Annotated in this window: 17 protein-coding genes; 14 read left to right on the forward strand and 3 right to left on the reverse strand. The window is 72.8% G+C overall.

Going from position 1 to position 18,081, the window contains the following annotated elements; translation table 11 throughout:
• The first annotated feature begins 66 nt into the window (after positions 1–66).
• From ABZ497_RS19070 to ABZ497_RS19100, 7 genes are all read left to right on the forward strand, one after another.
• Entirely contained in the window at positions 67–1,065 is a 999-nt protein-coding gene (locus tag ABZ497_RS19070) for a sugar ABC transporter permease (RefSeq protein WP_359806606.1), read from the forward strand.
• Between the two features lie 47 nt (positions 1,066–1,112).
• A complete protein-coding gene (locus ABZ497_RS19075; RefSeq protein WP_359806808.1) occupies positions 1,113–1,943 on the forward strand; it encodes a carbohydrate ABC transporter permease in 831 nt (276 codons plus the stop codon).
• A 145-nt stretch (positions 1,944–2,088) separates the two neighbouring features.
• Positions 2,089–3,159, forward strand: a complete 1,071-nt coding sequence (locus ABZ497_RS19080; RefSeq protein ID WP_359806608.1) for a LacI family DNA-binding transcriptional regulator — start codon at positions 2,089–2,091, stop codon at positions 3,157–3,159.
• 52 nt (positions 3,160–3,211) lie between these two features.
• Positions 3,212–4,405, forward strand: a complete 1,194-nt coding sequence (gene manA / locus ABZ497_RS19085) for a mannose-6-phosphate isomerase, class I (protein ID WP_359806610.1) — start codon at positions 3,212–3,214, stop codon at positions 4,403–4,405.
• Positions 4,406–4,461: 56 nt separating this feature from the next.
• Positions 4,462–5,769 carry a cellulase family glycosylhydrolase gene (locus ABZ497_RS19090; protein ID WP_359806613.1) on the forward strand — a complete coding sequence of 436 codons (1,308 nt, stop codon included), beginning with the start codon at positions 4,462–4,464 and terminating at the stop codon, positions 5,767–5,769.
• Positions 5,770–5,835: 66 nt separating this feature from the next.
• Complete coding sequence (locus ABZ497_RS19095; RefSeq protein WP_359806616.1) at positions 5,836–6,450, forward strand: GDSL-type esterase/lipase family protein; 615 nt, start codon at positions 5,836–5,838, stop codon at positions 6,448–6,450.
• A gap of 120 nt (positions 6,451–6,570) precedes the next feature.
• Complete coding sequence (locus ABZ497_RS19100; protein WP_359806619.1) at positions 6,571–7,881, forward strand: cellulase family glycosylhydrolase; 1,311 nt, start codon at positions 6,571–6,573, stop codon at positions 7,879–7,881.
• Between the two features lie 100 nt (positions 7,882–7,981).
• On the opposite strand, the gene ABZ497_RS19105 is transcribed toward ABZ497_RS19100, so the two are convergent.
• The 3 genes from ABZ497_RS19105 to ABZ497_RS19115 form a co-directional block, all read right to left on the reverse strand.
• Positions 7,982–8,380, reverse strand: a complete 399-nt coding sequence (locus tag ABZ497_RS19105; RefSeq protein ID WP_329485298.1) for a DUF2267 domain-containing protein — start codon at positions 8,378–8,380, stop codon at positions 7,982–7,984.
• Positions 8,381–8,542: 162 nt separating this feature from the next.
• Positions 8,543–8,977 (reverse strand): Hsp20/alpha crystallin family protein, encoded by a 435-nt coding sequence (locus ABZ497_RS19110; RefSeq protein WP_359806622.1) that lies wholly within the window; start codon positions 8,975–8,977, stop codon positions 8,543–8,545.
• A gap of 132 nt (positions 8,978–9,109) precedes the next feature.
• The gene (locus tag ABZ497_RS19115) at positions 9,110–10,771 is read right to left on the reverse strand and encodes a glycoside hydrolase family 13 protein (RefSeq protein ID WP_359806625.1); all 1,662 of its coding nucleotides are present in this window, start codon (positions 10,769–10,771) and stop codon (positions 9,110–9,112) included.
• Positions 10,772–10,947: 176 nt separating this feature from the next.
• Between ABZ497_RS19115 and ABZ497_RS19120 the strand changes: the two genes are divergently transcribed.
• The 7 genes from ABZ497_RS19120 to ABZ497_RS19150 all read left to right on the forward strand — a co-directional run bounded on the left by ABZ497_RS19120 (position 10,948) and on the right by ABZ497_RS19150 (position 18,077).
• On the forward strand, positions 10,948–12,168 hold the full coding sequence (locus ABZ497_RS19120) for a sedoheptulose 7-phosphate cyclase (protein ID WP_359806627.1): 1,221 nt from the start codon (positions 10,948–10,950) through the stop codon (positions 12,166–12,168).
• 76 nt (positions 12,169–12,244) lie between these two features.
• On the forward strand, positions 12,245–12,652 hold the full coding sequence (locus ABZ497_RS19125) for a cupin domain-containing protein (protein ID WP_329485294.1): 408 nt from the start codon (positions 12,245–12,247) through the stop codon (positions 12,650–12,652).
• On the forward strand, positions 12,649–13,950 hold the full coding sequence (locus tag ABZ497_RS19130) for an aminotransferase class III-fold pyridoxal phosphate-dependent enzyme (RefSeq protein WP_359806631.1): 1,302 nt from the start codon (positions 12,649–12,651) through the stop codon (positions 13,948–13,950). The genes ABZ497_RS19125 and ABZ497_RS19130 overlap by 4 nt, the downstream gene beginning before the upstream one ends.
• Positions 13,947–14,963 carry an ATP-binding cassette domain-containing protein gene (locus ABZ497_RS19135; protein WP_359806633.1) on the forward strand — a complete coding sequence of 339 codons (1,017 nt, stop codon included), beginning with the start codon at positions 13,947–13,949 and terminating at the stop codon, positions 14,961–14,963. Before ABZ497_RS19130 ends, ABZ497_RS19135 begins: the two co-directional genes overlap by 4 nt.
• Positions 14,960–15,805 (forward strand): ABC-2 family transporter protein, encoded by an 846-nt coding sequence (locus ABZ497_RS19140; protein WP_359806636.1) that lies wholly within the window; start codon positions 14,960–14,962, stop codon positions 15,803–15,805. Before ABZ497_RS19135 ends, ABZ497_RS19140 begins: the two co-directional genes overlap by 4 nt.
• On the forward strand, positions 15,802–16,608 hold the full coding sequence (locus tag ABZ497_RS19145) for an ABC-2 family transporter protein (protein ID WP_329485290.1): 807 nt from the start codon (positions 15,802–15,804) through the stop codon (positions 16,606–16,608). Before ABZ497_RS19140 ends, ABZ497_RS19145 begins: the two co-directional genes overlap by 4 nt.
• 2 nt (positions 16,609–16,610) lie before the next feature.
• Complete coding sequence (locus tag ABZ497_RS19150; RefSeq protein ID WP_359806640.1) at positions 16,611–18,077, forward strand: hypothetical protein; 1,467 nt, start codon at positions 16,611–16,613, stop codon at positions 18,075–18,077.
• The last annotated feature ends 4 nt before the right edge of the window (positions 18,078–18,081 follow it).

Raw genomic sequence — 18,081 nt, forward strand, 5'->3', positions numbered from 1 at the left:
ATCCGCTCTGACATCGGGGCCGGGCCGTGCCGCTCACCGGACGCCAGGACCTACGAAGGAACGAAGATGACTGCACTGCAGAGGGACCGGGGCACCGGAAAGCCCCCCGCGCGGACCTCCCTCGCCGCCGCCCCGGCCGACCGGGGCCGCGTCGCCCGGCGCAGGGGTGTCCGGGACCGCGTCGCCCGGCGCGAGGGCGTCCGCAGGCACTGGTGGTTCACCCCGTGGCTCTACCTGCTGGTGCCGCTCGGGCTGCTGGTGACCTTCACCTACCTGCCGATCGGCGACATGATCGGCTACAGCTTCACCGACTGGGACGGCATCAGCCCGGAGAAGAACAACGTCGGGTTCGAGAACTACACCGACCTGTTCACCCGCCCCGAGCTGTTCAAGGTGTTCCTGGTCAGCGGCGTCTACCTGATCGCCGCGGTGGTGCAGATCTGCCTGGCGCTCTACTTCGCCACCGTGCTGAGCTTCGACACCAGGTTCCGGAACCTCTTCAAGGGCATCCTCTTCTTCCCGTACCTGATCAACGGCGTCGCGATCGGCTTCGTCTTCCTCTACTTCTTCCGGCCGCACGGCACCCTGGACTCCCTGCTCGCGCTCCTCGGTGTCCACGGCGAGCACCTCTGGATGGGTGACCCGGACCTGGTCAACACGTCGCTCGCCGGCGTGTCGGTGTGGCGCTACACCGGCCTGAACCTGGTGCTGTTCCTCGGCGCCATCCAGTCCATCCCGCCCCACCTCTACGAAGCGGCCGCGCTCGACGGCGCCAACCGCTGGCAGCAGTTCCGCCACATCATCGCGCCCAGCATCAAGCCCGTCATCAGTCTCAGCGCGATCCTCGCCGTCTCCGGCTCGCTGGCCGTCTTCGAGATCCCCTACATCATGACCGGCGGCGCCAACGGCTCGCAGACCTTCGTCATCCAGAGCATCAACATGGCCTTCAAGTTCGACAAGTACGGCCTCGCCTCGGCCAGCGCCGTCGTCCTGCTCGTCCTGATCCTGCTCGTCACCTGGATCCAGCGCCGCCTGGTGCCGGAGGAGAGGGTGGAACTGTCGTGACCACCGACCCCGTCACCCCCGCGCGGCACCCCCGCGCCGCGGGGAGGATCCACGCCCGGTCCGCCGCCGCCGGCGGCGCCAAGTACCTCTCCCTGGTCCTGGCCGGCGCCGTCGTGCTGATCCCGCTCGTGGTGATCATGTTCACCGCGCTGAAGACCCGTCAGGAGGCCCTCGACACCGGCCCGCTCGACCTGCCGGGCAACTGGCTCAACTTCGAGAACTTCCACATCGCCTTCACCCAGGGCAAGATGCTGCCCGCCTTCCTCAACACCACCTTCATCCTGCTGGTCTCGGTGACCGGCACGGTGGTCATCGGCTCGATGACCGCCTACGCCATCGACCGCTTCGACTTCCGGCTGAAGAAGCTCGTCATGGCGCTCTTCCTGCTGGCGAGCCTGGTGCCCAGCGTCACCACCCAAGTGGCGACCTTCCAGATCATCGACAACCTGGGCGCGTTCAACACCCGCTGGGCGCCGATCCTGCTCTACCTCGGCACCGACATCATCTCGATCTACATCTTCCTGCAGTTCATCCGCTCCATCCCGGTCTCCCTCGACGAAGCCGCCCGCCTCGACGGTGCCAACAGCTTCACGATCTACTGGCGGATCATCCTGCCGATGCTCAAGCCCGCCATCGCCACCGTGGTGATCGTCAAGGGCGTGACCGTCTACAACGACTTCTTCATCCCCTTCCTCTACATGCCCTCCAGCGACCTGGGCACCATCTCCACCTCACTGTTCCGCTTCCAGGGACCGTTCGGCGTCAACTGGGAGATCATCTCCGCCGGCACCATCCTGGTCATCCTGCCCACGCTGGTGGTCTTCCTCGCCCTCCAGCGCCTGATCTACGCCGGCTTCGCCGCCGGCTCCAGCAAGTGAACCGGCTCCCCAGGGCGACGGTCCGGCGGCACCGCACCCGCGCCGCGGTGCCGCCGGCCCGGCACCCCGCCCGGAACCCGGCCCGGAGCACTGCCCGGAACCCGGCCCGGCACCCCGCCCGGAGCACTGCCAGGAGGGCACGGCGATGAGCGTACGCGTCACCATCCGCGACGTCGCCGCCCGCGCGGGTGTCTCCGCCGGCGCCGTATCACTGGCCCTCAACGACAGGCCCGGGGTGTCCGCGCCCACCCGGCAGCGGATCCGGGCCGCCGCCGAAGAACTCGGCTGGGTACCCGACCGAGCCGCCCGCAGCCTGGCCCGGCGCGCCCCCGGCAGCGAGACCGTCGGACTGGTCCTCGCCCGCCCGGCCCACCAACTCGGCCTGGAACCCTTCTACATGGAGTTCATCTCCGGCATCGAGAGCGTCCTGGCGGAGCGCTCGGCGACCCTGCTGCTGCGCCTGGTGCGCGATCGCGAGCAGGAGATCGCCGTGCACCGCACCTGGTGGCGCGCCCGCCGCGTCGGCGGCGCCGTCCTGGTCGACCTCGCCGAGGCCGACCCCCGTGTCCCGGCGGTAGCCGCGCTCGGCCTGCCCGCCGTGGCGGCCGGCCACCCGACGCTCGCCGGCGGGGCGCTGGCCGCCGTCTGGACCGACGACCGCGCCGCCGTCGAGGACGCTGTCCGCTACCTGGCGATGCTCGGCCACCGCCGGCTGGCCCGGGTCGGCGGCGACCCGGCACTCGGCCACACCGCCATTCGTACCCGGGCGCTGGAGGCCGTCGCCGAACAGCTCGGCCTGGAGCCGCCGCGCAGCCTGCCCACCGACTTCTCCGGCCGGGCCGGCGCCCGGGCCACCCGGATGCTGCTGGCCTCCGCCGACCGCCCCACCGCGATCATCTACGACAACGACATCATGGCCGTGGCCGGCATCGCCGTCGCCGCCGAACTCGGCCTCCGGGTACCCACCGACCTGTCGCTGATCGCCTGGGACGACTCCCAGCTGTGCCGGCTCACCCACCCCCCGCTGTCCGCGATGAGCCACGACGTCCACGGCTACGGAGCCCTTGTCGCCCGCACCCTGTTCGACGTCATCGAGCACCAGCGACCGCCCACCGGCCCGGCCTCCACCCCTGTCCTGGTGCCGCGCGGCAGCAGCGGGCCACCGGCCCGCCGACTCCCTCCCACAGACTCCCGACCCGTCCCCGACTCCTCGTGAGGGTGAGGAAGCCCGGGGACGGGTCGGGGCCCACGCACACCGGAGCACCGACATGACCGCCGACCTGCTCACCACTCCCATCCGCCACTACACCTGGGGATCCACCACCGCGCTCGCCGAACTGACGGGCCGCCGGCCCACCGGCGTACCCGAGGCCGAGCTGTGGATGGGCGCCCACCCCGGCGCTCCCGCCCGGATCGACCGCGGCCACGGCAGCGAAGGCCTGGACACCGTCATCACCCGGGATCCGCAGCACGAGCTCGGCGGCCGGGTGGCCGGCCGCTTCGGACCCCGCCTGCCCTTCCTACTGAAGCTCCTGGCCGCCGACCACGCCCTCTCCGTGCAGGTCCACCCGACGACCGCCCAGGCGACCGCCGGGTACGACGGGGAGCAGGCCGCCGGAATCCCGCTGGACGCCCCGCACCGGATCTACCGCGACCGCCATCACAAGCCCGAACTGATCTGCGCACTGAGCGACTTCGAGGCACTCTGCGGCTTCCGCGACCCGCGGGTCACCGCCGCGCTCTGGGAGCGGCTGGCACTGCCGGTACTGGACCCCTGGATCCGGCAGCTGCGTACCGCCCCCGCTGACCAGGCCCTGCGCACCGTGCTGACCGGCGCACTCGCCGAGGACCGGACCAGGGGAGAGCAGGCCGCCGCCGAACTCCCCTCCGCCCTGGCGGACCTGGCCTCCGGTGCCGACCCGGACGCGGCCACCTGGGCCGCCTACCGGGGCGCCGCCCTCGACCACCCCGGCGACCCGGGGATCCTCGCCGCGATGCTCCTCAACCACGTCCGGCTGGGCCCGGGCCAGGCCCTCTACCTGGACGCCGGTGTTCCGCACGCCTACCTGCACGGCCTCGGCGTCGAGATCATGGCCAACTCCGACAACGTGCTGCGCTGCGGCCTCACCCCCAAGCACGTCGACACCGCCGGGCTGGCCGCCGTGGTCGACTTCCGTCCCACCGCGCCGCAGCACGTCCCCGCCGTCCCCGTCGGGCCCGAAGAGCTCGAGTTCCTCACCCCCGCCGAGGAGTTCAGCCTCTCCCGGATCGAACTCGGAGCACCCCTGCGGATCGTGGACGACGGACCGCAGATCCTGCTCTGCGTCCGCGGCACCGCCCGGGTCGACGACGGGCCCGCCCTCGGACCCGGCCGGTCCGCCTACCTGCCCGCTGCCGGCGGACCCGTCCGGCTGGACGGTGACGCCACCCTGTTCCGCGCGAAGGTCCCGCGGGCCCGCTGACCGAACCCGCACGCCCCCAGGCACCATCCCACCCGCCACTTGTCCGGAGGAGACCCGTGAACGACCAGCCCCGCACCACCGCCCGCCGCACCCTGCTCGGCGCCGTCGCCCTCGGCGTCGCCGCCACCCCGCTGCTCGGCGGCGCCGCCTCCGCCACCACTGGCGCCGGCCCGGACGACGAGCAGCGGCAGGGCCGCGGCAGCGAGGACGGCGCAAGGCGCTCGTTCGTCACCGCCAGAAACGGTGAACTGCGCTTGAACGGCCGGAAGTTCCGCTTCGGCGGCACCAACTGCTACTACCTGCACCAGCAGTCCCACTACATGATCGACGCCGTGCTGAACGACGCCGCCGCGATGGGTCTGACCGTGATCCGCGTCTGGGCCTTCGCCGACGGCGACGGCCACTCCCACCGAGCCCTCCAGCCCAAGCCTTTCCAGTACGACGAGGCCGCCTTCGACAGCCTCGACTACGCCGTCCACAAGGCCGGCCGGCTCGGTCTCCGTCTGGTCCTCCCGCTGGTCAACAACTGGCCCGACTACGGCGGCATGCGCCAGTACGTCTCCTGGTTCCTCGACCTGCCCGACGACTCCTACGGCGACGGCACCCACCACGACCGCTTCTACACCGACGCCACCTGCAAGAAGGCCTACCGGGCCTGGGCCAAGCACGTCATCGGGCGCCGCAACCGCTACACCGGTCTGCGCTACGACGACGACCCCACCGTCATGGCCTGGGAGCTCGCCAACGAGCCGCGCTGCCGCAGTGACAAGTCCGGCGCCACTCTCCTCGGCTGGGCCCGCGAGATGAGCGACCACGTCAAGGCCCTGGCCCCCCGCCAGCTCCTCGCCGTCGGCGACGAGGGCTTCTACGGCGAGCCCGGCCACGCGGACTATCCCTACTCCGACTACGAGGGCGGCGACTGGCGCAAGCTCACCGCCCTGCCCGCCGTCGACTACGGGACCGTGCACGTCTACCCGCAGAACTGGGGGGAGACCAGCGGCTCCAAGCACGGCGCCAACGCCACCGAATGGGGCACCCGCTGGATCACCGACCATCTCGCCGACGGCCGCAAGCTCCGCAAACCCGTCGTCGTCGAGGAGTTCGGCCTGCAGATCGACCCGGCCCGCGACATCCCCGACGCCGCGACCCGCGACGCCGCCTATCGCGCCTGGACCGACGCCGCGCTCGCGAACGGCGCGGCCGGCGACCAGTTCTGGCTGCTCACCTCCCGCGTCGACGACGGCTCCTTCTACCCCGACCACGACGGCCACCGGGTGATGTGGAACAACGACCCGGCCAACCCCACCCGTGCCGGCGCGCAGCTCTTCGCAGCCCATGCGAAGGCGATGGCCGCGGCGGGCTGACCCACTGACCGCCCGCCGCCCGGTGACCGTCAGCCCGGGCGGCGGGCCCTCCGGGAGGAGTCCCGCATGCACCCCCGCACCACCGTCCTCTTCCAGGGCGACAGCATCACCGAGGCCGGCCGCGACCGCGGCTGCCCCGGAGACCTCGGCCACGGCTACGCCGCGCTGGCCGCCGCCGGGCTCCCCGGTACCCCGGTGGTGCTCAACCAGGGCGTGGGCGGCGACCGCCTCGCGGACCTGCGCGAGCGCTGGCCGACCGACACCCTCGCCCACCGGCCCGGGCTGGTCTCCGTCCTGATCGGCGTCAACGACACCTGGCGCCGCCACGACCGGGGCCTGCCGAGCCCGGTCGACCGCTGGGAGCAGGACTACCACCGGCTGCTCGGAGACCTGTCCGGGCACTGCGCTCCCCGACTGGTGCTGATCGAGCCGTTCCTGGTGCCCGTGCGGGAGGAGCAGTGGGGCTGGCGGGCCGACCTCGACGCCCGGATCCAGGCCGTCCGCCGCCTCGCCGCCGCGCACGACGCGGGCCTGCTGGCCGCCGACGGCTTGCTCAACCAGGCCGCCCGGACGGCAGGCGATCCCGCCCTGATCGCGGCCGACGGCGTGCACCCCTCCCCACTCGGCCACCGCCTGTTGGCCGACGCGTGGCTCGCCCTGGTGAGCGCCCCGAACGCCTGACGCCCCATCACCGGCAGGCCGTTCGAGAACGACTGGAGGGCGATGACGGCGTCGACGCGTACCCGCGCGTTGGTCAAGGCCATCGACTCCAGGCCCCCACAAACGATTTGAGGAGTCTCAATGGACAAGCCGCAGAGCCGCAGAGCGCTCACGACGGTCGGAGCAGCACTCGCGGCCGCCTTCGGGTTGCTGTTCGGGGTGTTCGGGTTCGGCCCGGGCGGTGCCCAGGCCGCCGGTACCGGCATCCACGTGAGTAACGGCCGCGTCTACGAGGCCAACGGGAGCCAGTTCGTGATGCGAGGGGTCAACCACGCGTACACCTGGTACCCCACCCGGACCACCGCCATCGCCGACATCGCGGCCAGGGGCGCCAACACCGTCCGCGTCGTGCTCAGCAACGGCGACCGCTGGACCCGCACCGGCTCCGCCCAGCTCGCCACCCTGATCGACCAGTGCAAGCGCGCCAAGGTGATCTGCGTGCTGGAGGTCCACGACGCCACCGGCTACGGCGAGGACGGCGCCGCCACCACGCTCGACCGGGCCGCCCAGTTCTGGGTGGACAACAAGAGCGTCCTCGCCGGCCAGGAGGCCTACGTCGTCGTCAATATCGCCAACGAACCCTGGGGCAACAGCGGTTACGCCGCCTGGACCGCCGCCACCAAGAGCGCGATCAGCAGGATCCGCGCCGCCGGCCTCCACCACGCCCTGATGGTCGACGGGCCGAACTGGGGCCAGGACTGGTCCCACACGATGCGCGACAACGCCGGCTCGGTCTTCCAGTCCGACCCCGACCGCAACACGATCTTCTCGATCCACATGTACGGCGTCTACGACACCGCCGCCGAGGTCCAGTCCTACCTCGGCGCCTACGTCAACGCCGGACTGCCCATCGTGGTCGGTGAGTTCGGCGCCAACCACAGCGACGGCAACCCCGACGAGGACGCCATCATGGCCACCGCCCAGTCCCTCTCGGTCGGCTACATCGGCTGGTCCTGGAGCGGCAACGGCGGCGGCGTCGAGTACCTCGACCTGGTCGACGGCTTCGACACGAACTCGCCGACCGCCTGGGGCAAGCGGTTCTTCGACGGAGCCAACGGCATCGCCGCCACCGCCCGCCCCGCCACGATCTACGACCGGCCCGGCCAGTCGCCCTCGCCGTCCCCGCTGCCGACCAGGGCGCCGAACGGCTACCCGTACTGCGTGAGCGCTTCCTCCGACCCCGACGGTGACGGGTGGGGCTGGGAGAACAGCGCCTCCTGCGTGGTCCGCGGCGGCCGGGCCGACACCGGCAGTACCCCGTCCCCGCTGCCGACCAGGGCGCCGAACGGCTACCCGTACTGCGTGAGCGCTTCCTCCGACCCCGACGGTGACGGGTGGGGCTGGGAGAACAGCGCCTCGTGCGTGGTCCGCGGCGGCCGGGCCGACCTCTGACCGGCCGCCGTTGGTCCGCGCGCGGCGACTCCGGGCGGCAGGTCGAGCTTCCGGAACGGGCGCCCGGCCGGGGCGGGGACGCCTGGGCGCGCGGGGCCGTTCAGGCGGCGATCGTCAGGTCCGCGCGGCCGAACAGCAGTGCGTAGCCGCGGGGCAGGTGGGTGAGGAGGCGGTCGGTGAGCCGGTCGTCGGCGAGGTCGCCGAGGGCGGCCAGGACGGAGGAGGTGTCCCAGCGGGCGGCGGTGAGGCTGGTGCCCAGGTTGCGGGCGACGGCTTCGACGAAGGCGGGGGCGGTGACCGGTTCGGGAAGGGGGATCTGGGCGGCGAAGAGGGCGCGGGCCCGCTCGGGAAGCGCCGCGGCGAGGTCGCAGCGTTCCTCGCCGGTGAGCTGGGAGCCGAGGACGGTGAGGACCGCGGTGAGGACGCGCTCGGCTTCCTCGTCGGTGGTGTAGCGGCCCAGGGCGCGGACCTGCTGGATCAGGTGGCGGTGCCGGGTCATGACGGTGGCCTTCCGGGGGAGAGGGGCCCGCGCGGTGCGGGACGTGTCATCAGGAGCGGTGCCGTGGTGCGGGGCGGCTGAGGAGGAATCCGTAGCGAGGTCTTCCGGGCCGCCCCGCGGGGGGAGGGGCGGGGCGGCCCGGAACGGCTCCGGGGGTGCGGGTCAGGCCTGGATCTGCTTCGGGGTGCCGCTGTGGCCGATGGCGATCTTGCGGGGCTTGGCCTTCTCGGCGACCGGGATCCTCAGGGTCAGCACGCCCGCGTCGTAGTCGGCGCTGATCCCGGCCGGGTCGAGGGTGTCCGAGAGCATCACCTGGCGGGAGAAGATCCCGAGCGGGCGCTCGGACAGCTCCCACTTCACGTCGTCGCCCTCGGGGCGGGGGCGGCGCTCGGTCTTGACGGTGAGCATGTTCCGCTCGACGTCGATGTCGATCGCGTCCGGGCTCACACCCGGCAGGTCGAAGCACATCACGTACTCGTCGCCGGTGCGGTAGGCGTCCAGCGGCATCGGGGTCGGACGCGACCAGGTGCCGGTCGTGTTCAGGAACTGCTGGGTCAGACGGTCCAGTTCGCGGAACGGGTCGGTGCGCATCAGCATCGCGAAACACCTCCAGAAGGATCAGGGGGCCAGTGCGCTTCACCTGACACCTTTGTAGCGCGTCATCCATCCGATGACAAGCTCTGGCGTCGCCGATAGAGTGACGGCAGCGGCAAGCCCCGGGGACGCTCGTCAGCCGGCCAGCCACCAGCCGGTGCTGTCGGCTGCCAGCAGCACCTCGCCGGGGTGCGCGGTGACCGGTGGTTCGGCCGAGCAGAGCAGGAGGGCGCCGAGTCCGCCGTCGGTGACGCGGACCGGTGCGCCGGTGGTGTTGACGGCGCAGACCACGGCGCCCTGGTCGCTGTCGCGCCGGAACGCGAGCACCCCGGGTGCCAGGTCCAGCCATTCGACGGACCGGCCGGCGCCGAGCGCGGGATGGGTCCGGCGCAGGCGCAGCGCGCTGCGGTACAGCTCCAGGACGGATCGCGGATCGCCGGTCTGCGCCTCGACGCTGAGGTCGGCCCACTCGGGGGGCTGCGGCAGCCAGGAGGGGCCGCCGGGCACGGGGCCGAAGCCGTACGGGGCCCGGGTGCCGGACCAGGGGAGCGGGACCCGGCAGCCGTCGCGCATGCCGTGGCCGCCGTCGGCGCGGTGGAACGCCGGATCCCGGCGGACCTCGTCGGGGATGTCGGTGACCTCGGGGAGGCCCAGCTCCTCGCCCTGGTAGAGGTACGCGGAGCCGGGGAGCGCGAGCATCAGCAGCGCGGCGGCCCGGGCCCGGCGCAGGCCGCGGGCCGGGTCGCCCTGCGCGTACCGGGTGGCGTGCCGGATGACGTCGTGGTTCGAGAGCGTCCAGGTGGTGGGGGCGTCGACGGTGCCCATGGCGGCCAAGGACGTCGTGATCAGTTCGCGCAGCCGGACGTCGTCCCAGGGCGCGTTCATGAACTTGAAGTTGAAGGCCTGGTGGAGCTCGCCGGGGCGGACGTAGCGGGCGGTGCGGTCCAGTGTCCGGGTCCAGGCCTCCGCCACCGCGATCCGCTGGCCCGGGTACTCCTCCAGCAGGCCGCGCCACGACCGGTAGATCTCGTGGACGCCGTCCTGGTCGAAGTACGGTACCGACGTTTCGCCGAGGAGGCCGAGCTGTTCGTAGCGCCCGAGGTCGGGCAGGCCCGGGGCCTTGACCAGGCCGTGCGCGACGTCGACCCGGAATCCGTCCACGCCGAGGTCCAGCCAGAACCGCAGGATGGACCGGAACTCGTCCTGGACGGCGGTGCAGTCCCAGTTGAGGTCGGGCTGTTGGGCGGCGAAGAGGTGCAGGTACCACTCGCCCGGGGTGCCGTCGGGTTCGGTGGTCCTCGTCCAGGCGGGGCCGCCGAACAGGGAGATCCAGTCGTTCGGCGGCTCCTCGCCGCCGGGGCCGCGGCCGGGGCGGAAGTGGAACCGGGACCGCAGCGGGGAGCCGGCGCCCTCGCGCAGTGCCCGCAGGAACCACGGGTGCTGGTCCGAGCAGTGGTTGGGGACCACGTCGACGATCACCCGCAGGCCTAGGGCGTGCGCGTCGGTGATCAGCGCGTCGGCGTCGCCGACCGTGCCGTACACCGGGTCGACGGCACGGTAGTCCGCCACGTCGTAGCCGCCGTCGGCCTGCGGCGAGGTGTAGAACGGCGAGATCCAGAGCGCGTCGACACCCAGCTCCCGCAGGTGGCCCAGACGGTCGCGGATTCCGTTCAGGTCCCCGCAGCCGTCGCCGTCGCTGTCGGCGAAGCTGCGCGGATAGACCTGGTAGATGACGGCGTCCTCCCACCAGTCCGAACGTGTGCGTGCGGGGGCCGGCGCCGTCATGGGTGCGGTCATCTGAGGACTCCTCGGGTGGCGGAGCCTCGATGCTCGCACCGGCCCCAAGCCTCTGCAAGAGATTGCTGCAAGTTTCTGAAGATCCTTGCCATATCTGGCTATCAACTGTTTAACTCTGGCCCGTTACCGCAGTTGACGACACGTCCGGTCAGGGACCGGCCGATCCGAGGAGTGTTGTGGCGGAGCAGACAGCATGGGCCGGGCCCGGGGTGCGGGCCGACGACGGGGGCTTCGCGCTCCGTGCACCGGAGGGGACTTCGTACCGCGTCGACCTCACCGACGGCGTGTTCGCACCGGGGAACCCGCTGCTGGCCGAGTACTGCGAAGGGCGCCGGGTGATCGCCTTCCTCGGCCCGTCCGTGGACCGGCTCTACGGCGAACAGCTACGCCGCTACCTGGCCGAGCGTCTGGCGCCGGGCAGTTGGAGCGTGGTGGTGATCGGCGGCGGCGAGGCACAGAAGACCATGGACTCCGTCGAGCGGATCTGCGCGGAGGCCAAGGCCGCCGGGCTGGACCGGCGCGGCGTGATGATCGCCGTCGGCGGCGGCGTCACCTGCGACACGGTGGGCTTCGCGGCGGCCGTCTACTGCCGGGGCGTGCGCTACATCAAGGTCAACACCACCCTGGTGGGCCAGGTCGACGTCGGCGTCGGCGTCAAGACCGGGGTCAACGCCCTCGGCACCAAGAACATGCTCGGGTCGTACCACCCGGCGCACGCGTCGATCAACGATCCGGCCTTCCTCCGGACCTTGCCCGCGCGCCAGATCCGTTGCGGGCTGGGGGAGATCGCCAAGATGGCGATCATCAAGGACGCGCAGCTGTTCCGCGCCCTGGAGGAGTGCCCGGAGGTCTTCCGGCAGCCCTGCCCGCCCCCCTCGTGGCTGGCCGCCGACGGTGGGCGCGGCGTCGAGGACTACGTACTGCGCACCTCCATGGCGCTGATGATGGAGGAGCTCTGCCCGAACCTCCGCGAGCACGACCTGGCGCGGCTGGTCGACTTCGGGCACACCTTCGGGCCGGTGATCGAGACGGCCAGCGACTACCGGATCGCCCACGGCGAGTCGGTGGCCGTCGACATGGCGATCTCCAGCGAACTCGCCCGCGTGCTCGGCGTGATCGGCGCCGAGGACTGCGAGCGGATCGTCCGCCTGATCTCCCGCCTCGGCCTTCCGGTGCACGACCCGCAGACCTGCACGCCCGAGCTCATGCAGCGGGCCCTGAGAGCGTCCTGGGAGCGGCGCGGGCGCCGGCTGCACCTGGTGGTGCCCGACGGCATCGGCTCCGCGGTCTTCGTCGACGACCTGGAGGACATCCCGGCCGCCGCGCTGGAGGAGGCGCTGGACGCCCTGGCCGTCCGCCCGGGAACCCTCCCCGGTCCGCTCGCCGTCGCGCACTGAACCCGGCCCGCCGACGGACGCCCCGTCCGCCCCGTCCGTCCCGTCCGTCCCGTCCCCGACAGGAGCCCGCACCGAGATGAGTCCCGCCGAACCGCCGCCGGCCCGTGGTGTGACCCGCAGCCGGGTGTCCAACCTGCACGAGGGCCTGCTCCGAGGGGTGAACGCCGACCACGGGGGTGCCGGCACGATCCTCGCCCACCGGGCCTACCACGGCGAGAGCGCCCCGGCCCCCGTCGCCTTCATCGACCTGGTGGTGCTGCCGCCCCGCACCTCGATCGGCCTGCACCGCCACGCCGACGACGAGGAGACCTACGTGATCCTGTCCGGCCGGGGCCTGATGACCCTCGACGGCGAGGAGTTCGAGGTCCGGGCCGGGGACGTCGTCCCCAACCGCGCGTACGGCGAGCACGGCCTCGCCAACGCCTCGGACGAGGACCTCCAGCTGCTGGTCTTCGAGGTCGGCCCGATGGGCGGCGCCCGGTGACCGGCCCGCGCCAGAGCGAGCTGCTGGCCCGGGAGGCCGTCCGCCTCGCGCCGGGAGCCTCGGAGGAGTCCGCCCTCGGGCGCCGGGTGTTCGTCGAGGGCAGCGGCGCCGTCCTCACCGACCTCGACGGCGACCAGTACATCGACCTCGCCGCCGGAACCCTCACCCAGTCGCTCGGCCACTGCCACCCCGAGGTGGTCGCGGCGCTCACCGAGCAGGCCGGCCGGCTCTGGAACGTCCACGACTTCGCCACCGCCGACCGGGCCGAGCTGTGCGAGCTGCTCGCCCGCCTGCTGCCCGAACAGCTCGACACCTACGGCTTCTTCTCGACCGGGGCCGAGGTCGTCGAGGCCGCGCTGCGCGCCGTGCAGGCCGTCGCCGACCCCGGCCGCAACCGGATCGGCGCGCTGCGCCACGGCTTCCACGGCAAGACCCAGGGCGCCCGGATGCTGGTGCACTGGGACATCGGCAACCAGGCCCACGCGGGCAACAGCATCCTCGGCTACTCGCCGTACTGCTACCGCTGCCCGCTCGAACTGGAGTACCCCTCCTGCGGGGTGCGGTGCGCCTCGCTGGTCCGGCGGCACATCACCGAGAAGTCCAACGTGTCGGCGCTGGTCTTCGAGCCGGTGCTCGGCGCGGCCGGAGTCATCGTGCCGCCGCCCGGCTACTGGGAGCAGATCGCCGACAGCGCCCGGCAGAACGGGGTCATGCTGGTCGCCGACGAAGTCCTCACCGGCGGCGGTCGCACCGGCAGCTTCCTGGCGAGCGAGCGCTTCGGCGTCCAGCCCGACCTGGTCGCCCTCTCCAAGGGCATGGCGTCGGGCTTCCCGTTCGCCGTCCTGGCCGGACGCGCGGAGGTGCTGCGCCACCCGCGGGCGGCCGGGGCCGGATCCACCGCCTCCACCTACGCCAACAACCCGCTGGGCATCGCCGCCGCGAAGGCCACCCTGCAGGTGGTGGCCCGCGACACCCTGATCGAGAACGTCCGTACCCTCGGCGCGCTGCTCGACGACCGGCTGGCCGAACTCAAGTCCCGGTTCGCGGTCCTCGGCGACGTCCGGGGACTCGGACTGCTGCACGGGCTGGAGTTCGTCCGCAGCCGGGAGAGCCGGGAGCCCGCGCCCGAGATCGCCCGCGCCGTCTACCTCGCCGCCCTCGACCTCGGACTGCGCACCTCGCTCGGCGGCCACATCATCCGGCTCGCCCCGCCGTTCACCATCGACCGGGCGCTGCTGGAGGAGGGCATCACCCTGCTCGGGCGCGCCCTGGAGCGGGTCACGGAGGCCGGCCGGTGATCGTCGCGGAGAACCTGGTCAAGGAGTTCAAGGTCTACGAGCGCAGGCCCGGTCTGCTCGGCAGCCTCGGCACGTTGTTCAGCCGGGAGCACCGCCTGGTGCGCGCCGTCTCCGGGGTCTCCTTCGAGATCCCGGCCGGCGCCAGGGCCGCCTACATCGGCGCCAACGGCGCGGGCAAGTCCACCACCGTCAAGATGCTGACCGGGATCATGAACCCGACCTCCGGCCGCTGCCTGGTGGCCGGCCTGGAGCCGTACCGGGAGCGCCGCCGCAACGCCGCCAACATCGGCGTGGTGTTCGGCCAGCGGAGCCAGCTCTGGTGGGACCTCCCGGTCCCGGACTCCTTCCGGATCCTGCGCCGCATCCACGAGATCCCCGCCCCGGTCTACCGGCGCAACATGGCGCTCTACCGCGAGCTGCTCGACCTCGACGCCCTCGGCAGCACTCCCGTGCGGCAGCTGAGCCTCGGCCAGCGGATGCGCGCCGAGGTGGCCGCGAGCCTGCTGCACGATCCGGCCGTCGTGTTCCTCGACGAGCCGACCGTCGGTCTGGACCTGGTCCTGAAGGAGGCCGTGCGCGAACTGGTCAACCGGGTCAACACCGAACTCGGCACCACCGTCATGCTCACCAGCCACGACATCGGCGACATCACCTCGATCTGCGACCAGGTCCTGGTCGTCAACCGGGGCGAGGTGGTGCACCAGGGCACCGTGCACGAGCTACTGCGCGCCGCCGACACGCGGGCGGTCGTCTTCGAGCACCAGGGCTGGCCCGCGCCGGCCCAGGCGATCGCGATGATCGAGGACAGGCTGCCGGGCGTGACCGCCGGGCCGGTCGAGGGCGGACGGATCCGGGTCGAGTACCCGACCCGGCACTCGTCCGCCCGGGAGGTGATGGGCTTCCTGCTGGAGCACTTCGACGTGACCGACTGCGTCGCCCCCGAGCCCGACCTCGAAACGGTGCTCCGCCGGATCTACACCGGCCGGGCCGAGCCCCGGGAGGCGCTGCTGTGACGGCCTCCGCCACCTGGCACTGCCGCACCCCGCTCGCCGTCACCTGGCGCCGCTACACCCCGTTCGCCGCCGCCAGCCTGCAGGGCCTGCTGCAGTACCGCTCGACCTTCGTGATCAACGCGGTCACCGCGACCACGGCCGTCGGCCTCCAGGTCTTCCTCTGGCGCGCGGTGTACGCGGGCCGCACCGGCGGCCTGCCCGGCGGGTACGACCTGCCCGAGCTGACCACGTACGTGCTGCTCGCCCAGATGCTGGCGCTGCTCCAGGCCAGCCGGGTGGACGAGGAGGTGGCCGGGGAGGTCCAGCGCGGCGACATCGCGGTCTCGCTGCTGCGCCCGGTCAGCTACCCGCTGGCGCGGTTCGCCGCCGGCCTGCCGGTCTCCCTGGTCAACGCCGGGACGGTCGCCGTCCCGGTGGTGCTGCTGTACGCGCTGCTGCTGCCGCTGTCCGCGCCGAGCTGGGCGGGCGGGCTGCTGTTCGCGCTGTCCGCCGGGCTCTCGCTGGTGATCGGGTTCGGGGTGAACCTGCTGGTCGGCCTGGCCGGCTTCGTCACCACCAACATCTGGGGCGTGCGGATCGTCAAGGACAGCGTGGTCGCGTTCTTCGCCGGCCAGGTCGTGCCGCTCGGCCTGATGCCGGGGCCGCTGGCCACCGTCGCGCACCTGCTGCCGTTCCAGGCCCTGGTCGACGGACCGCTGCGGCTGCTGCTCGGCCACTACCGGGGGCCCGCCGAGGCCGCCGGGATCCTGGCCGGTCAGGCCGGCTGGGCCGTCGGCCTGACCGCCCTGGCCGCCCTCGCCTGGCGCGGGGCCGTCCGCAGGGTGGAGGTGCTGGGCGGATGAGCGCGTTCACCACCGCGGCCCGCTACACCCGGCTGACCTGGTACCTGAGCGCCGTCAGCCTGCACCGGCTGACCGAGTACCGGATGGACTTCGCCCTCGGGGCGGGCGGCCTGCTGCTCCGGGTGGGCGGCCAGCTCGCCGTGGTCGGGATGGTGTTCCGGCAGGTCCCGGTGATCGCGGGATGGAACTTCCACCAGGTGCTGTTCCTGCTGGGGTTCTCGCTCCTCCCGCGCGGCCTGGACCGGCTGTTCACCGACCAACTGTGGATCCTGGCAAGGCGCCTGGTGCAGTCCGGCGAGTTCTACCGGTACCTGATCCGGCCGGTCCACCCGCTGTACGCGCTGCTGTCCGAACGCTTCCTCTACCCCGACGGCTTCGGCGAGCTGGTCACCGGCGTGGCCATCACCTGGTACGCCGCCGACCAGCTGGACCTCGGCCCGAGCGCCGGCCGGCTGCTGCTCGTCCCGCTGCTGGTGCTGTGCGGCGCCCTGATCCTCGCCTCGATCAAGACGGCGTTCGCCGCGCTGTCCTTCTGGACCACCAACAGCTTCCCGGCCCTGTACGCCGCCAACCAGCTGGGCGACTTCGCCGGCTACCCCCTCGACCTGTACCACCCCTCCCTGCGGTGGCTGCTCACCTGGCTGCTGCCCTACGCCTTCACCGCCTACGCCCCCGCGTCCTACCTGCTCTTCGGAGCGACGGACCTGCTGCGCTGGCTGCCGGTGGTGACCGCCGCCCTGGCGGCACTCGCCCTGCTGGTGTGGCACCGGGGCGTCGACCGCTACGAGATGACCGGGAGCTGAACATGGACACCCTGCTGCTCGGCAGCCTTCCGCCGGCCACGGTCGACCTCCTGCGCCGGGCCTCCTGGATCGACGAGACCGGCCGCCGCGCCGGGCGGTTCGAACTCCTGGACCAGGCCACGCTGGAGACCGTCCGCCTGCTGATCGTCGCCCCCGCCGGCGAGCGCACCGGCCGCTGGTTCGTGCCCGTCATGGACGACGACCCCGGCCGGGGCGCCGACCGCACCCCCGAGTACGACGAACTGGTCGTCCGGGCCCTGCGGAACGGCCTGCGGCTGCCCACCGCCCGGGGCAACCTGATCGAGTTCCGCGGCGACCCCGCCGAGTACCGCGGCCGGCTGCCGTTCGACCCGGGCTGGTCCTCCAACGCGCTCTCGCTGCTCGACCTCGGCGGCGCCGCGCACGCCCACAAGACGTACCGGCGGATCGGCGTCGGCACCCGCGAGCCCGAGCTGCTCCGCCTGATGGCACCGGGCGGCCGGACCCAGCAGCCGGCCGGCGACTACGCCTACGTGGAGACCGCCACCGGCCGCCGGGAGCCGCTCGGCGTGCTCTACCGCTACGTCGACGGCGACGGCCTGAACGTTCCGCTGAGCGCCGCCATCCGCGCCATGTGGCCCCTCCTGCACGCCGGCGCCGACCCGGAGGACGCCGTCGCCGACTCCCAGCGCGCCCTGGCCGGGCCGCTGCGCGCGACCGGCCGGTTCCTGCACGAGTTCCACCGGGACCTGGCCGAACGGCTCGGCCCGCACCCGGAGTTCCCGGCGAGCGACTTCCTGGCCGAGACCGCCGGGCGGACCGCCGCGCTGCGCCCGCTGATCCTCGACGACGACCGCTTCCCCGTCGCCGTCCGGCAGGCCGCCGCCGCCGGTCTCGACCGCGAGCTGGCGCGGATCGCCGCCCTGCCGCCGCGGCCCTGGCCGGCCGGCCCCTGCCACGGCGACCTGCACCTGTCCCACCTGCTGCGCCGCGAGCGCGCGGACGGCAGCTGGGAGCTGTGCGTGATCGACCTCTCCACCCCGGCGGCCGACCCGGCCGACCCGTCCACCGCGCAGTCGCCCTGGCAGGACCTCGCCGCCCTGCAACGCGGCCTGGAGATCTTCACCGCCGACGAGCTGGCCGACCACGCGGCCCGGACGCTCCGGACGGACCCCGAGGACACCTGCCGGACGGCGCTGCTGCTCGCCGCCGGCGCGGCGCCGGACACCCCCGGCTGGACCCCCCGGCACGTCGCCGAGCTGGCCCGGCTCACGTCCGCCGCCCGGCTCTGGGCGGCCCGCACCGGCGACCTGCTGATCACCGACGGCCGGCCGCTGGCCGGCCACCCCGCCTGGCGGCTGCTGCGGCTGCGCCGGCTCGTCCACGAACTCGACTACGCGTACGCCCACGACCGCGCCTACCACGCGGCGATCAACCTGCGGCACGCCGTGGAGGCCGCCCGACTCCCCGCCTCCGCGGCGAAGGACTGACACC

The sequence above is a fragment of the Kitasatospora sp. NPDC005751 genome (assembly GCF_040630835.1).
Taxonomy (GTDB): Bacteria; Actinomycetota; Actinomycetes; order Streptomycetales; family Streptomycetaceae; genus Kitasatospora.

Excerpts from the sequence above, each read along its gene's own strand:
- ABZ497_RS19070 (WP_359806606.1), top strand. The coding sequence starts at position 67 with ATGACTGCACTGCAGAGGGACCGGGGCACCGGAAAGCCCCCCGCGCGG.
- ABZ497_RS19080 (WP_359806608.1), top strand. The coding sequence starts at position 2,089 with ATGAGCGTACGCGTCACCATCCGCGACGTCGCCGCCCGCGCGGGTGTC.
- manA (WP_359806610.1), top strand. The coding sequence starts at position 3,212 with ATGACCGCCGACCTGCTCACCACTCCCATCCGCCACTACACCTGGGGA.
- ABZ497_RS19095 (WP_359806616.1), top strand. The coding sequence starts at position 5,836 with ATGCACCCCCGCACCACCGTCCTCTTCCAGGGCGACAGCATCACCGAG.
- ABZ497_RS19100 (WP_359806619.1), top strand. The coding sequence starts at position 6,571 with ATGGACAAGCCGCAGAGCCGCAGAGCGCTCACGACGGTCGGAGCAGCA.
- ABZ497_RS19105 (WP_329485298.1), bottom strand. The coding sequence starts at position 8,380 with ATGACCCGGCACCGCCACCTGATCCAGCAGGTCCGCGCCCTGGGCCGC.
- ABZ497_RS19110 (WP_359806622.1), bottom strand. The coding sequence starts at position 8,977 with ATGCTGATGCGCACCGACCCGTTCCGCGAACTGGACCGTCTGACCCAG.
- ABZ497_RS19115 (WP_359806625.1), bottom strand. The coding sequence starts at position 10,771 with ATGACCGCACCCATGACGGCGCCGGCCCCCGCACGCACACGTTCGGAC.
- ABZ497_RS19125 (WP_329485294.1), top strand. The coding sequence starts at position 12,245 with ATGAGTCCCGCCGAACCGCCGCCGGCCCGTGGTGTGACCCGCAGCCGG.
- ABZ497_RS19145 (WP_329485290.1), top strand. The coding sequence starts at position 15,802 with ATGAGCGCGTTCACCACCGCGGCCCGCTACACCCGGCTGACCTGGTAC.
- ABZ497_RS19150 (WP_359806640.1), top strand. The coding sequence starts at position 16,611 with ATGGACACCCTGCTGCTCGGCAGCCTTCCGCCGGCCACGGTCGACCTC.